We start from the raw sequence: 14,126 nt of genomic DNA, 5'->3' as shown, positions 1-14,126 counted from the left end.
AGGTTGTTCAGTCTTCTTCTTGTTGGGGCCTTTGCGGCCCGGATCGCAAAACCGGTTTCAGTCGCCGAGAGGGATCGGCTTCGGCAGCGGCGAGGCTTCCAGGTCGCCCTGCCAATCCTGCTGCGTCAGCCATCGGTGCAGGGCCGAAACGGCCTTCACCCGCAGATAGCCCTTGGGCACGACGAGATAGAAGCCGGGGACTTCCTCCGGCTTCATGTTCGCTATGGCGTCGCGCCCGAGCGGCGCCACCAGCGCGCCGGAGCGCAGGTCTTCTTCCGCGTCGATGACGGAGACCAGGCCGACGCCGATGCCCTGCAACGTGGCGCGGCGCATGGTGGCGGCGTCGTCGAAGCCGATGCTGCGGTCGCTGTCGGTCTTTTCGACGGCTAGGTGGCGAAGGATGTCCGGCCACAGCCGCTTCGACTTGACCGTGTCCAGCAGCGTGAATTGCGTCAGGTCCTGAGCCGACCTGATCTTCTCGCCGATCGGCGGCGTGCAGCAGATGATCTTCGGATCTGGTACCAGCAGCGTCGCCTCGTAGTCCTGCCAGACGCCGTAGCCCCACTGCACGGTCATATCGATGTCGTCGCGGCCGAAGTCGGGCAGGTCGACCATCGTCGTCAGCCTGAGGTCGACGGCGGGCATGATCTCGCGGAACAGCGACAAGCGCGGCAACAGGTAGTGGGTGGCGAAATAGGGACTGGCGTTGAGGTTGATACGGTCCCTGTAGGCCGACTTGGTGACGCGGCGCACGCCTTCGGCGAATTCGTCGAACCCGGCCTTGACGTAGTGGGACAGAAGGATCGCCTGCTCGGTCAGCTCGATGGAGCGTCCCTTGCGTTCGAACAGCGTCACCTGGAGCGTGTCTTCCAGGAGCTTGATCTGCTGGCCGACCGCCTGCGGCGTGACGAGAAGCTCGTCCGCCGCCTGACGGAAGCTCTTGTGCTGCGCGACGGCGTGAAAGACCCTGAGCGCGTTCAGCGGCGGAAGGCGCAGCTTGCCGGTCATCGTCAGGTCCGCTCCTTTCCCGCCTGGTTGATCCTCGGAAGGCGCCGGTCGGTTGCGTCAGGCGTAGATGTAGCCGCCGGAGACGATGACCTGTTCGCCGGTCATGTAGGTGTTCTTCGGTCCGCCGGTCATCAGCACCCACTGGGCGATCTCGGTCGGCTCGGCGCCGCGGCCGAGCGGGCTCGCCTTGGCCAGTTCCTCCAGGAAGCCGAGCGCCTTGGCCTTGTCCGTCGCCATGCCCGCTGGGGCGACCGAGTTGATCAGGATACCGTCCTTCGCGACATGGTGGGCGAGCGACCGCGTGAGGCTCACGACGGCCGCCTTGGTCGCCGCGTAGTGCATGTTCTGCGGGTGCGCCTTGAAGGCGTCGACGGAACTGAGGTTGACGATGCGGCCGCGCACAGCGCCCTTGGGTTCCTGCGCCTGCATGTGCTTAATGGCGGCCACCATCATGTGATAGGTACCCTTGATGTTGATGCCGTTGGACGCATCCCAATCCGCATCGCTGATTTCCAGCGTCGGCTTGCGCGGATAGATCGCGGCGCAGTTGATCAGCGTATCGATGCGGCCGATCTTTGCTGCGATCTTCTCGAATGCGGCGTGGCACTGCGGACCGAATTGTATGTCGGCGGTGGCCGATGCAGTCGGCAGGCCCTTGGCCCTGGCGGGCGCCAGCGCCGCCTCGGCGGCTTCCTGGTTGATGTCGATGATGCCGATCGCGGCCGCGCCCTCGTCCACGGCCATGCGGGCGAGCAGCGCTCCCAGACCGGAACCGCCGCCGACGATCAATACGCAAAGGTCCTTCACTGCGGTGTTCTCCTATTTGCTGCCGCTTTGAGCGGTCGGGCGGGTCGGCATGATGTCGAGACGGGTGACGTCGGCGGAAGCCGGCAGGGCAAGAAGGGCGACCACCATTTTGGCCACGTCCTCAGGTTGCACGGCGACGTTGCCGGCGTACATGGCGGCCCGCGCCTCGGTATCGAGAATGGTGCTGTAGAGCTGCGTCTCGACGCGGCCGGGAACAAGTTCGGTGACGCGGATGCCGTATGGCGACAGGTCTGCCCGCAGCGCGGCGGCGAAGCCTGCGATGGCCGCCTTGGTCGCGGAATAGACCGCGACGTTCGGGAACGCGGCGTGGGCGGCCGAGGAGCCGGTGAAGACGATGTGGCCGGAGCGGCGCTCGCGCATCCTGGGAACGACCAGCCGGGTGAGCAGGATGGCGGCGCTGAGATTGACTTCCAGCGTGGTGTCGATGTCCGCGATCTTCATGTCGGCGAAATTGCCGAGCGGCGGCATCATGCCAGCATTGTTGATGAGGACGTCGACGGCGAGGTCGGCCAGCAGGGCTTCCAGCCCGTCGCGGTCGGTGACGTCCATGGCGACGGGGACGATGCGCGGATGTTCGCCCTGCAGCCGTTTCAGCGCGGCCTCGTTGCGTCCCATGGCGTAGACGTCGTAGCCCGCCTCGCTCAACGCGACCGCCATGGCGCGGCCGATGCCGCTGGTGGCGCCTGTTATGAGGGCTGTCGTCACGGTCGTTCCCCCGATGCTGCGGGAAGGCAATGTGCGGCCTCCACCGATTGCGCAAAACCAAGAAAACCCGCAAAAAGGAAAGATAAACTTTCCAATCCGACATGACGCTGGAAAATCTCCTTGAGCCGCGTAGGCCGCGAAGTCATGAAAACCATGGACTTGAGGCTGAATTCGGTGTGCTGTCGGCGCCGCCTGTTCTCAAGCGGTGACCAGGGGCGTCAAAACCAAGGCTTTCGCATTCGTGTCGCCCGGCTTGGCTTTCGGCGAGCCGGGATCAGGGCCTGCCGGCAGGCGGCGCGTGTTTCAGCTCCGTGAAGAGCGCGGCCGCCGCCGCTTTCTGTTCGGCGTCCGTCGCCGCGATTCCCGACGCCGCCGCCAGCGAGCGCACGCGCTCCAGGCTGTTGTGGAGGTGCCGGCGCATGGCGCGGCGCGCGGCGTCGCCGTCGCGCTTCTCGATGGCGTCGACGATGGCCCGGTGCTCCTTGTGGATGCGCGCGTAGTAGGCCTCCTTGCCGGACGGCGCGACGACGTAGCCGAGCTGGTAGCGCGGCACGATCATCGGCCGCAGATAGGCGAGGAAGCCGTGGATGAATTCGTTGCGGGTCGCCATGGCGATCGCCAGGTGGAAATCGTAGTCGTAGTGGATCTCGATCGCGGCCGGGTCCTCGTGCCTGGCGTCGAACTGCTCCATCAGGGCGCGGATATCTGCGGCTTCCGCGTCCGTCCGGCGCTCAGCGCAAAGGCCGGCTGCCTCGACCTCGACGCTCAGTCGGAGTTCGAGCAGCGCGATGGTTTCCGGCAGGGTCTTGAGCGCCTCGTCCGGTATCGAGAAGTTGCGCGCGGCGGGCGTCTCGCTGACGAACATGCCGCGCCCCTGCTGCGGCACCACCAGCCCTTCCGAGCGCAGCCGGGCCACGGCCTCGCGGACGACGGTGCGGCTGACGTCGTATTCGACGCAAAGCTCGGCCTCGGTCGGCAGCTGGGCGCCGGGCTGAAGCGCGCCCGAGCGGATCTTCTGCGACAGGCCTTCCGCCACGACGGTGGACAGCGGTTTTCGCTTCGTCATCGGTCTCCCTTCACCCGGTTCGGCCGGAGCGCGGACAATGCCCCGGCCGGCGCGAACTTTCAAACCACTATCGATGCTCGGCCAGGGCCGCCGGGCGGATCGGATTGCCTTGCAGGTAGTGGGCATAGGGCGCCTGCACGAGCCAGCCGGCATCGACCGGCAGGGTCACGCCGGTGATCGAGCCGGCTTTTTCCGAACATAGGAACAAGGCCGCCTCGGCGACGTCGCGCGGCTCGACGAAGCGGCGCAGCGCGGTGGTGGCCTTGATCGCTTCGGGATTGCGCTCGCCCCTGGCTATGCGCGCCTTCAAACCGTCGGACAGCGTGTAGCCGGGTGCCACCGCGTTGACCCGCACGCCCTGCGGGCCGAGTTCGGCTGCAAGCATCTGCGTCAGCGCCAGAACCGCGTGCTTGCCCGGCGTGTAGGCGGGCAGCGACAGCGGCGCGAAAGAAGCGAGCGAGCCGACATTGAGGATGGCGCCGCGTCCAGCCGCCGCCATCAGCCGGCCGAACACCTGGCAGCCGAGCAGGGTGCCTCGATAGTTTACGCGCCACAGGCGTTCATCCTCGTCGAGCGCCTGGTCGAGGACGCGCGTGCCGCTTTGCAGGATGCCGGCCGAGTTGACCGCCACATGCGGCTGGCCGAAATCCTGATCCACCGCCTTGCCCAGCGCCTGGACGGAGCCGGCATCGCCGACGTCCGTCTCGATGAAGCGGGCTGCCGGCGCGCCGGCCTTCAGGCAGGCCTGCGCGGTCGCTTCGCCGCGCCTGCCGTCGCGCCCGGCGACGACGACGGTGGCGCCATCGGCGGCGAAGCGCTCGGCGATCGCCCGCCCGATGCCGGACGTGCCGCCCATGACCACGACCGTGCGGGACTCAGCCATTGGCGCGATCCTTGCGCTCGACATCGAAGAATTCGGCCATGCCGCGCATCTGGAAATCCATCATCGGCCGGCCGGGCTGGACGCGGCAGCCGATCTCCTTCGCTTTCTTGAGCAGCGCCGTCTCGGCCGGCTCCATGATAATGTCGACGACCATCATGTCCGGCGTCAGCTTGCTCACGTCGAGGGGATAGGGGTCGCCCGCATGCATGCCGACCGGCGTGGCGTTGACGGCCATGTCCATACCGGAAGGATCGGCTTCGCCGGCCGCGATGCGGCAGGCCGGAAACGCCTTGCCGACAAGCGCGGCAAGGTTCTCGGCGCGCGAGCGATCCACGTCGTTCAGCCGGATCTCGGCCACGCCCGCCTCCGCCAGGCAATAGGCGATGGAGGCGCCGGCGCCGCCCGCGCCGACCTGCAGCGCCTTGCGGCCTTCGAAGCTGTAGCCGGTGGCCCTGAGCGCATCGATGAAGCCGACGCCGTCGAAATTGTCGGCGTACCACCTGCCGTCCGGCAGCCGGCGGACGGAGTTGGCGCTCTGCACGCGGACCGCGCGGTCATGTCCGCCCGCGCATTTGTGGTAGACCGCGACCTTGTAGGGCACCGAGATGATGACGCCGCGGACGTTCTCCGCAGCCGTCAACCCGGTCCAGAAGGTGTCGAAATCCTCCGGCTTGCAGCTCATCGGCACCATCAGGCTGTCCAGCCCCTTCTGCTCGAACAGCTCGTTGAACATGCCGGGGCTCTTGGCGTGGCCGACAGGGTGAGCCAGCATCACGAACACATCCGCCTTGCCGCTTCCGCGCATCGCTTCAAATCCTTCCCTTGAGCCTTCATCGCCGGCCGCACCATGAGACGGCCCGGCGTCGAATGCCGATATCGCCGTGCCGCCGACGATATCCCGTTGCGGTCACGCAATCTTGTATGATATAGGACATCATACAAATTTCAATCCATCTTCTTTCGGAGGTCACCCGATGCAGGAACGCGCCAATCCGCTGAAGGCCGCGGTAATGGCCGGGCGCCCGCATATCGGTGTGTGGTGTTCGCTGGCCTCGGCGCTGACGACCGAGATCGTCGCGGGGTCCGGCGCCGGCTGGCTGCTGATCGACGGCGAGCACAGCCCCAACGACCTGCGCAGCATCATGGCGCAATTGCAGGTGGCGGCGGCCTTTCCCTGCGAAGCGGTTGTGCGCCTGCCGTCCGACGATCCCAACCTGATCAAGCAGGCGATGGACATCGGCGCGCGCAGCCTGATGATCCCGAATGTCCGCACCGCCGGCCAGGCGCGCGCGATCGTCGCGGCGATGACCTATGCGCCGGGCGGATTCCGGGGCTTTTCGGTCGGGCACCGCGCCAACGCCTTCGGCCGCATCGCCGGCTATCATGCCAATGCGCGTGCCCAGCAGCTTCTCGCCGTGCAGATCGAGGACGAGACCGGCGTCGCCAATGCGGCCGACATCGCCGCGGTGGAGGGCGTCGACGTGCTGTTTGTCGGGCCGGGCGACCTGTCGACCAATATGAACGCCATGGGCAATCCCAATGCCGCGCCTGTGCAGGAAGCTATCTGCTCGGTGCGCAAGGCGGCCGCTGCCGCCGGCAAGGCAAGCGGCATCCTCGCCCCGGTGAAGGCGGATGCCGACCGTTATCTGGCCGACGGGTTCACCATGGTCGCGGTCGGCTCGGACCTCGGCCTTCTGGCGCGCGGCTCCGACGCGCTGGTCGCTTCCTTCAAGCCCTGACTCGTCAACGCTTCACTCGGGAACATCCTGATGGCCATCCCTCCCTATAAGGCACCCGCCCGCACGGCCTATGACATCGTCATCGTCGGCGGCGCCGTCGTCGGCTCCTCGAGCGCCTACTGGCTCAGCCAGGCGCTCGGCGGCAGCGCCTCGATCCTAGTGGTCGAGCGCGATTCGAGCTACGAATTCTCCTCCACCGCGCTGTCGACCAGCGCCATCCGCCAGCAGTATTCCAACCCGATCAACGTCAAGATCAGCCAGTTCGGCATCGAGATGATCCGCCGCTTTCCCGAACTGATGGCGCCGTTCTTCCCGAACGAGCCGGCGCCCGATCTCGGCTTCCGCGAGCACGGCTATCTCTATTGTTGCTCGCCCGAGGGCGTTGAGGCGGCGAAGGCGCGCATCGAGTTGCAGCGCAGCCTCGGCGCACACACCGTCTTTCTCGAGCCGGGCGCGCTGAAGGAGCGCTTCCCCTGGCTCAACGTGGACGATCTCGGCGGCGGCTCGTGGGGATCGCGCGAGGAGGGCTGGTTCGATTCCATGGGCATGCTCAACGGCTTCCGCCGCGCCGCGCGCGGCTCGGGCGTCGAGTATATCGACAACGCCGTGGTCGGCCTCGACATGGCCGACGGGCGGGTCGCGGCGGCGCGGCTGGCGACCGGCGAGACGATCTCGTGCGGCACGCTGGTGAACGCCGCCGGACCGCGGGCGCAGCAGGTCGCGGCCATGGCCGGCCTGTCGATCCCGGTCGCGCCCTACAAGCGCTACAGCTTCGTCTTTTCCAGCGCCACGCCCATTCCCGGCCGCATGCCGAACGTCATCGACCTTTCCGGCACCTTCGTGCGGCCGGAGGGCGAGCTTTTCCTTACCGGCAACACGCCGCAGGGCGACGGGCCGGCGGACTACGACGACTTCGAGATGCACCACGAGGAGTTCGACGATTACATCTGGCCGGCGCTGTGGCATCGCATCCCGGCCTTCGACGCGCTGAAGGTGCAGACCTGCTGGACGGGCCACTATGAATACAACATGCTCGACCACAACGGCATCGTCGGCTTCCACCCGCAGGTGACCAACTTCATGTTCGCCAACGGCTTTTCGGGGCATGGCCTGCAGCAATCGCCGGCCGTGGGGCGCGCCGTGTCGGAACTGGTCGTCCACGGCTCCTTCCAGACGCTCGACCTGTCGCCCTTCAGCTACGAGCGCATCCGGCGCAAAGAGCCGTTCCTGGAGGAAGCGGTGATCTGACCTGTCCCTTCACCCGCCGAGCCGATCGAGCTTTGCATCGAAGTGGCGCCGGAGAAGGCGGACGGCAGGGTTCGCAACCCGTCGCTGGTGGTGACCAGGCCTTCCGTCCTGCGGTTCTCGGGAACCGGGCCGACCCTTAGTCTATTGGCTGACACCGACGCGCGAGCGGACCCTTGCGAGGCAGAGCACCAGCAGAAGGGCCGTCAGGGCGGCGGCGAACAGCACGCCGAGCATTGTCGAACTGCCACCGTGGTCGAGCAGGAGCGCGCCGACCGCCGGCGCGACGGCCTGCATGATCAGGCTCGGCACGGCGAGCCGCCCCATGATCGAGGCGTAGCGGTACGGGTCGAACAGGACCAGCGGCAGCGCGCCGCGAGCGATCGTATGGACGCCGTTTCCCGCGCCATAGAGGATCAGGGCGAGCGCGGTGACCGGCCAGCCGGTGAGCAGGAGCCCGGTTCCGGCCGCCAACAGCAGCACCGATGCGAGCATGGTCCATAGCGGATGGTGATACTTGCCGATCACCATCTCGACGACCCGCGCGCCGACTTGCGAAGGACCGATCAGCGTGCCAAGGCCGACCGCGACCGCCAGGTCGATGCCGCGAAGCTGCAGGACGGTGAGCAGGTGCACCGACAGCATCGAGGCGATCATCGCCGCCAGCGCGGTTATGCAGGCGAGCAGCACGAAGGTCGGCCGGTGCACCGACGACCCGTCGCCCGGCGGCGGCGGCCCGGCAATTCCTGAACCGGCGATGCCCGGAGCGGCCGGCACGAGCATCAGGAAGGCGGGCAGGCTGATCACGAGCTGGATGCCGGCATAGGTGAAGCAGGTGGCGCGCCAGCCGAAATGCTCGACCAGGAAGGCGCTCAGCGGCCAGCACACGGTGCTGGCGAAGCCGCCGAACAGCGTGAGTGAGGTGATCGCGCCACGGGCGTCCTTGCCGTACAGGCGGCCAAGCGTTCCGAAGCCGGCGTCGTACAGGCTCGCCGACATGCCTACGCCCATCAGCATCCAGGCGAGGAAGTAGACGGGCAGGTTCGGGGCAAGCCCCATGACGACGAGGCCGGACGCGAGCAGGATCGCACCCGCGACCAGCACCGGCCGGCCGCCGTTACGCTGGATGAGGCTGCCGGTGAACGCCGAGGCCAGTCCCGAGCACAACAGCCCTGCCGAGAGCCCCGCCACGACCCAGGTGAACGGCCAGCCGGTATCGGCGGCGATCGGCCTGGCCAGCACGGCGGGCAGGTAATACGAACATCCCCAGGAAAGGATCTGCGCTATGCCCAGCGCGGTGATGACGATACGACGGTTCATGGATCATGTTCGGCGAAAGGAGTGCCCTTTCCCGTAACAGATCACGCACCGGAATGCATGGCGGCGACCGGTTCTTTCAACCGATCCGCTGGAGAACGTTCGCCATCGTCAACCGAACGCGGGCGCGACGGACTTCTTGTGCTGCTCGATTTCCGCGAAAAGCCAGTCCAGGAACTGGGTTATCTCCGGTTTGCTGCCGACACCCGGCCGCTGATGAAGATAATAGCCGGCCGGATAGTCGTGGTAGACATTGAACGGCGCGACCAGTCTGCCCTCCTGCAACAGATCCTGCGCCATGATCGTGTCGGCGAGCGCGATGCCCGTGCCGTTCGCCACCTCGCGCATGATCAGCGTGCAGTCGTGCAGCACGGTGGCGGCTCCGCTGGCCTCGCCGACGACCCCTTCCTGTCCCAACCACCGCTCCCACCGCCTGCTTTCGCGCTCGTGGATCAGGCAATGGTGCAGCAGGTCCTGCGGCGTGCGCAGCGGCTCCGGCCCGTTCAGCAGGGCCGGCGAACAGACCGGCGTCAGCATCAAGGGAAGGATCAGCTTTAGCGCCGGGCTGGTCTTCTCGTTGAATTCGTCGACCACGGCCAGATCGAAGTCGGACCGCTTGCCGGACGTGGAAATCTCCAGGTCGATCGACGGATGCAGGCGCCGGAAGCTTGGCAGGCGGTCGACGAGCCACAGGTTCAGGAATGTCGGCTCGCACATGAAGCGGATGCGCTTGTGCCTTTTGCCGGCGCCGTTCACCAGACTGACGTCTTCGGTGGCGCGCCTGATCGCCTCGAAGGCTTCCGAGAGGCTGTGTGCGTAATAGGAGCCGGTGGCCGTCAGGGTGATCTGGCGGAAGCTGCGTTCGAACAGGTCCTGCCCGAGGCTGCGTTCGAGGAACCTGATATGCCGGCTGACCGCCGACGGCGTCAGCCGCAGCTCTTCAGCGGCGTCCTTGACGCTGCCGAGGCGGGCGGCAGCTTCAAAGGCCCGCATCCCGTTGAGTGAAGGCAGAACCATGGGCGGATCATGATCTTTCGATTGATTTTTTGTCAACTGAAAGACGTGAAATTGACGTTTGAACACCCGTGTCGCTTTTCTGAATATCGAAAGCCGACTGGGTGGCTTCGGCAGGCCATCCGGTCCGGATTCTCAAGCAGCGAACAGGGTGAAGCCTTTCATGCCCCAATCTCCGGCGATCGCCTTCCAGACCGTGGCCGAGGTTCCCGACGGCGCGCCTGTCGTCGTGATCCTGAAGGCGGGCCGCCGGGGTTTCGGCCGACAGGCGGAGGCGCTGGATTCCAGGGCGGGCGGAACGCTGACGCGCGCCTGCGAGGCGCCGGGCTTCTCCGGCAAGAGCGGCGAATGCCTGGATATCCTGTCTCCCGGCGGCCTTGCCGCGCGGCGGGTCGTCGTTCTCGGGCTCGGCGATGCCGAGGCCATGACGCCGCTGTCGCTGACCCGCGCCGGCGCGGAGCTGGCCGCCTTCCTGGAAAGGAAGGGCGAGGACGCAGCGGCGGTCGTCCTCGATGCCATCGAGGGTGCGGCCGTTGCGGGAACGGAGCTTGCCGGTCGCCTGGCGCTCGGCATGCGCCTGCGGCGATACCGTTTCGACCTGCGCAACAAGCGGCCCGGCGCTGCGGCCGAAACCGGCTGGACCATTCATTTCGTTGGCCCGCGGGACATGGACGCCGACGCGCATCTGGCGCGCATGAACGCCGTCGCCGACGGTGTCGAATTCGCCCGCACGCTGGTCAACCTGCCCTCCAATATCCTGCATCCCGACAGCTTCGTCGATCATCTGGAGCCGCTGCGGGAGGCGGGGATCGAGATCGAGGCGCTCGACGCGGCGGAGCTGAAACGGCTGGGCATGAACGCCCTTCTGGCGGTCGGGTCCGCTTCCCAGCATCCGCCGCGCATCGTCGTCCTGCGCTACAACGGCAAGAAAGGCGCGGACGCGCCGCTGGCGTTCGTCGGCAAGGGCGTCTGTTTCGATTCCGGCGGTCTTTGCACCAAGACCGGGCCGCAGATGTTCGAGATGAAGGCCGACATGGCGGGTGCTGCCGCCGTCGCCGGGCTGCTGCTGGCGCTGGCGAGGCAGGGCAGCGCGGTCGATGCCGTGGGCGTGCTCGGCATCGCCGAGAACCTGCCTTCCGGCAAGGCCTACAAGCCCGGTGACGTCATCACCAGCCTGTCGGGGCAGACCGTGGAAGTGTTCGACACCGACTGCGAAGGCCGCATGCTGCTCGCCGATACGCTTTACTACACGGCCACGCGCTTCAAGCCTTCCGCCATGGTCGACCTGGCGACGCTGACCTATTCGGTCATGCGCGGGCTGGGCAGCGTTTTCGCCGGCCTGTTTGCCACCGACGACGCCATGGCATCCGGCATGATCGCCGCGGGCGAGGCCGTCGGCGAGCGCTTCTGGCGCATGCCGCTCGACCATGCCTATGACGAGGGATTGCAGTCGCCGCTGGCGGACCTGCGCCAGCACGCGCGCGACCTCGAGGACGGCGACGCGCCCTATGCGGCTGCATTCCTCCGGCATTTCACGGACAACCGGCCCTGGGTGCATCTCGACATAGCCGGCAAGGAACTGGCGGCCGCGGACGGCCCGCTGGCGCGGCAGGGCGGTGTCGGCTTCGGGGTGCAGATGCTGGAACAGTGGGTTCGCGCGGGCGGTCAGGCAGGCAGATGATTGCCGCTTGGGGCGGGGGTGTATAGCGTGCATGTTCGGGAGGGGAAACGGTGACTTCGATCGCGAGTAGGGAGGGGCGCGCCCGGTTCGGCGCCTACGAGACGTGGTACCGGGTTTCCGGCGACCTCGGCACGGGCAAGACGCCGATCGTCATCCTGCACGGCGGCCCCGGCGTCGCCCATAACTATGTCGATTCCTACAAGCTGCTGGCAAAGCAGGGCCGTGCCGTCATCCACTATGACCAGCTGGGTTGCGGCAACTCCACGCTGCTGCCGGACAGGGGCGCCGATTTCTGGACGCCGCAGCTTTTCATCGACGAACTGGAGAACCTCGTCGACCATCTCGGCATCCGGCCGGCGTTCCATGTGCTCGGGCAGAGCTGGGGCGGCATGCTGGGCGCCGAATATGCGGTGACGCACCCGAAAGGCCTGCGATCGCTGACCATCGCCAATTCGCCGGCCTCGATGAAGCTGTGGGTGGAGGAAGCCAACAGGCTGCGCGCCGGCCTGCCCGCGGACGTCCAGGAAACGCTTACCCGGCACGAGCAGGCCGGCACCACCGACAGCCCCGAATACCAGCAGGCGACGATGGCCTTCTACGAGCGGCATGTCTGCCGCGTCGTGCCTTTCCCGCCCGAGGTGGAGGAAAGCTTCGCCCAGGTCGCACGCAACCCCACCGTCTACAACACCATGAACGGGCCGAACGAATTCTTCGTCATCGGCACGTTGAAGAGCTGGAGCATCATCGACCGCCTGCCGGCGGTCGATGTGCCGACCCTCATCATCTCCGGCCGTCATGACGAGGCGACGCCGGCGACGGTGCAGCCCTACAAGGACGGCATCAAGGGGTCGCAATGGGAAATCTTCGAGAGCTCCAGCCACATGCCGCATGTGGAGGAAAAGGAAAAGTGCATGCAGGTCGTGGGTGCCTTCCTCGACCGGAACGATCGTTGAAAAGGGGAACGAGATGAAGAAACTTCTTTTGGCGGCCGCAGCCGCGGCCTTGTTGACTTGCACATGGCAGGCGCCCGCAAGCGCGGAATATCTGAAGGAACACCGGGGCGGCACGATGCGGCTGCTGGCGCGTTCGGCGGCCGGCACGCTCGACCCGCACATCAACTACACGCTGCAGTACTGGCAGATCTTCCAGCCGCTCTATGACGGCCTCGTCGCCTTCCGCAAGGCGGACGGCAAGGACGGCTTCAAGATCGTCGCGGACCTCGCCGAGGACATGCCGGCGGTGAGCGACGACGGCAAGACCTTCACCTTCAAGCTGCGCAAGGGCATCAAGTTCTCCAACGGCCAGGACGTGACGGTCAAGGACGTGGTGGCTTCGTTCCAGCGCATCTTCAAGGTTTCCGGCCCTACCTCCGGAACCTTCTACGCCGGCATCGTCGGAGCCGACAAATGCCTTGCCGACACCAAGAGCTGCACCCTGGAAGGCGGCGTGGTCGGCGACGAGGCCGCCGGCACGATTACCATCAACATCGTCAAGCCCGATGCCGAGTTCATCGACAAGCTGGCCATGCCGCATGCCGTGATCCTGCCGGCCGACACGCCGACGGAGGACGTCGGCTCCAACCCCATTCCGGGCACCGGCGCCTACACGATCTCGGCCTACGACCCGAACAAGGGCATGACCATGGTGCGCAACCCGCACTTCCACGAATGGAGCGAAGAGGCCCAGCCGACGGCTATCCCGACGTGGTGCAGTATGATTTCGGCCTGACCGAGGAGGCCGCGGTGACGGCGATCCAGAAGGGCGAGGCCGACTGGATGTACGACCAGCCGCCGACCGACCGGCTGGTGGAACTGGGCACCAAATATATGGACCAGGTTCATATCTCGCCGCTGACGGCGTGGTGGTACGCACCGCTGAACACGCGGCTGGCGCCGTTCGACAACGAGAAGGCGCGGCAGGCCGTCGCCTACGCGGTCGACCGCAATACGCTGGTCAACCTCTTCGGTGGCAAGGTGCTGGCCTCGCCGGTCTGCCAGGTGTTGCCGCCGGACTTCCCCGGCCATGTGGACTATTGTCCGTTCACCAAGGACCCCGGCGCGAAATGGTCCGCACCCGACCTCGACAAGGCCAAGCAACTGGTCGAGGAGTCCGGCACCAAGGGCCAGAAGGTCACCGTCATCGTCGAGGACAACGCCGTGTCGCGTTCGATCGGCGTCTACCTGCAAAGCGTGCTCAGCAGCATCGGCTACCAGGCCGACGTGAAGCCGATCTCCCCCAATATCCAGTTCACCTACATCCAGAACACCAACAACAAGGTGCAGATGTCGGTCAGCCAGTGGTATCAGGACTATCCGGCCGCCTCGAACTTCCTCAACATCCTGTTCGGCTGCGATAGCTTCCGCGAGGGTTCGGACGCCTCGGTCAACATTTCCGGCTTCTGCGACAAGGCTATCGACGCCAAGATGAAGCAGGCGATGGACCTCGGCGTGACGGACCAGGAGGCCGCCAACAAGCTGTGGGCGGAAGTCGACAAGGAAGTCACCGATAAGGCGGCGGCCGTGGCGCTGTTCACGCCCAAGCATGTCGACTTCGTCAGCAAGCGGCTCGGCAACTTCAAGTTCAACGCCCAGTTCTACTGGATCTTTACCCAGGCCTGGGTGCAGTGACGTTGCGCCGACG

At 66.3% G+C, this 14,126-nt stretch carries 14 protein-coding genes; 6 read left to right on the top strand and 8 right to left on the bottom strand.

Translation table 11 applies throughout. From position 1 onward, the window contains the following. Positions 1-57: 57 nt before the first annotated feature. The 6 genes from FGU64_RS10655 to FGU64_RS10630 form a co-directional block, all read right to left on the bottom strand. Positions 58-1,008 (bottom strand): LysR substrate-binding domain-containing protein, encoded by a 951-nt coding sequence (locus FGU64_RS10655; protein ID WP_139953275.1) that lies wholly within the window; start codon positions 1,006-1,008, stop codon positions 58-60. A gap of 57 nt (positions 1,009-1,065) precedes the next feature. Further along, entirely contained in the window at positions 1,066-1,815 is a 750-nt protein-coding gene (locus tag FGU64_RS10650) for an SDR family oxidoreductase (RefSeq protein WP_139953274.1), read from the bottom strand. Between the two features lie 12 nt (positions 1,816-1,827). Then, positions 1,828-2,541: an SDR family oxidoreductase gene (locus FGU64_RS10645; RefSeq protein ID WP_139953273.1), complete on the bottom strand. Its 714-nt coding sequence runs from the start codon at positions 2,539-2,541 to the stop codon at positions 1,828-1,830. 274 nt (positions 2,542-2,815) lie between these two features. Further along, positions 2,816-3,607: a FadR/GntR family transcriptional regulator gene (locus FGU64_RS10640; RefSeq protein WP_139953272.1), complete on the bottom strand. Its 792-nt coding sequence runs from the start codon at positions 3,605-3,607 to the stop codon at positions 2,816-2,818. Positions 3,608-3,674: 67 nt separating this feature from the next. Then, complete coding sequence (locus tag FGU64_RS10635; protein WP_139953271.1) at positions 3,675-4,490, bottom strand: SDR family oxidoreductase; 816 nt, start codon at positions 4,488-4,490, stop codon at positions 3,675-3,677. Beyond that, positions 4,483-5,295 (bottom strand): shikimate dehydrogenase, encoded by an 813-nt coding sequence (locus FGU64_RS10630; RefSeq protein WP_139953270.1) that lies wholly within the window; start codon positions 5,293-5,295, stop codon positions 4,483-4,485. Before FGU64_RS10630 ends, FGU64_RS10635 begins: the two co-directional genes overlap by 8 nt. Before the next feature lie 169 nt (positions 5,296-5,464). On the opposite strand from FGU64_RS10630, the gene FGU64_RS10625 reads away from it, so the two are divergent. Both FGU64_RS10625 and FGU64_RS10620 read left to right on the top strand, forming a co-directional pair. Then, complete coding sequence (locus FGU64_RS10625; RefSeq protein ID WP_139953269.1) at positions 5,465-6,229, top strand: aldolase/citrate lyase family protein; 765 nt, start codon at positions 5,465-5,467, stop codon at positions 6,227-6,229. 30 nt (positions 6,230-6,259) lie between these two features. Beyond that, entirely contained in the window at positions 6,260-7,477 is a 1,218-nt protein-coding gene (locus tag FGU64_RS10620) for an FAD-dependent oxidoreductase (protein ID WP_139953268.1), read from the top strand. A gap of 141 nt (positions 7,478-7,618) precedes the next feature. Here the strand turns inward: FGU64_RS10620 and FGU64_RS10615 are convergent, their stop codons facing one another. Together FGU64_RS10615 and FGU64_RS10610 are read right to left on the bottom strand one after the other, a co-directional pair. Next, positions 7,619-8,794, bottom strand: a complete 1,176-nt coding sequence (locus tag FGU64_RS10615) for an MFS transporter (protein ID WP_139953267.1) — start codon at positions 8,792-8,794, stop codon at positions 7,619-7,621. 108 nt (positions 8,795-8,902) lie between these two features. Beyond that, positions 8,903-9,874, bottom strand: coding sequence for a LysR substrate-binding domain-containing protein (locus tag FGU64_RS10610; RefSeq protein ID WP_246671293.1), 972 nt, complete (start codon positions 9,872-9,874; stop codon positions 8,903-8,905). Between the two features lie 94 nt (positions 9,875-9,968). Between FGU64_RS10610 and FGU64_RS10605 the strand changes: the two genes are divergently transcribed. Genes FGU64_RS10605 through FGU64_RS23530 form a run of 4 tightly spaced genes read left to right on the top strand, consistent with a single transcriptional unit; the run spans position 9,969 to position 14,113 of the window. Then, positions 9,969-11,486 carry a leucyl aminopeptidase gene (locus tag FGU64_RS10605; protein ID WP_139953266.1) on the top strand — a complete coding sequence of 506 codons (1,518 nt, stop codon included), beginning with the start codon at positions 9,969-9,971 and terminating at the stop codon, positions 11,484-11,486. Positions 11,487-11,536: 50 nt separating this feature from the next. Beyond that, on the top strand, positions 11,537-12,439 hold the full coding sequence (locus FGU64_RS10600) for a proline iminopeptidase-family hydrolase (RefSeq protein ID WP_139953265.1): 903 nt from the start codon (positions 11,537-11,539) through the stop codon (positions 12,437-12,439). A gap of 13 nt (positions 12,440-12,452) precedes the next feature. Further along, positions 12,453-13,214, top strand: a complete 762-nt coding sequence (locus tag FGU64_RS23535; protein WP_246671292.1) for an ABC transporter substrate-binding protein — start codon at positions 12,453-12,455, stop codon at positions 13,212-13,214. After that, complete coding sequence (locus tag FGU64_RS23530; protein ID WP_246671291.1) at positions 13,154-14,113, top strand: ABC transporter substrate-binding protein; 960 nt, start codon at positions 13,154-13,156, stop codon at positions 14,111-14,113. The genes FGU64_RS23535 and FGU64_RS23530 overlap by 61 nt, the downstream gene beginning before the upstream one ends. Positions 14,114-14,126: the final 13 nt, after the last annotated feature.

The organism is Mesorhizobium sp. 8 (assembly GCF_006351905.1).
Lineage (GTDB): Bacteria > Pseudomonadota > Alphaproteobacteria > Rhizobiales > Rhizobiaceae > Mesorhizobium > Mesorhizobium composti.
This window is presented reverse-complemented; position numbering and strand designations above follow the sequence as displayed.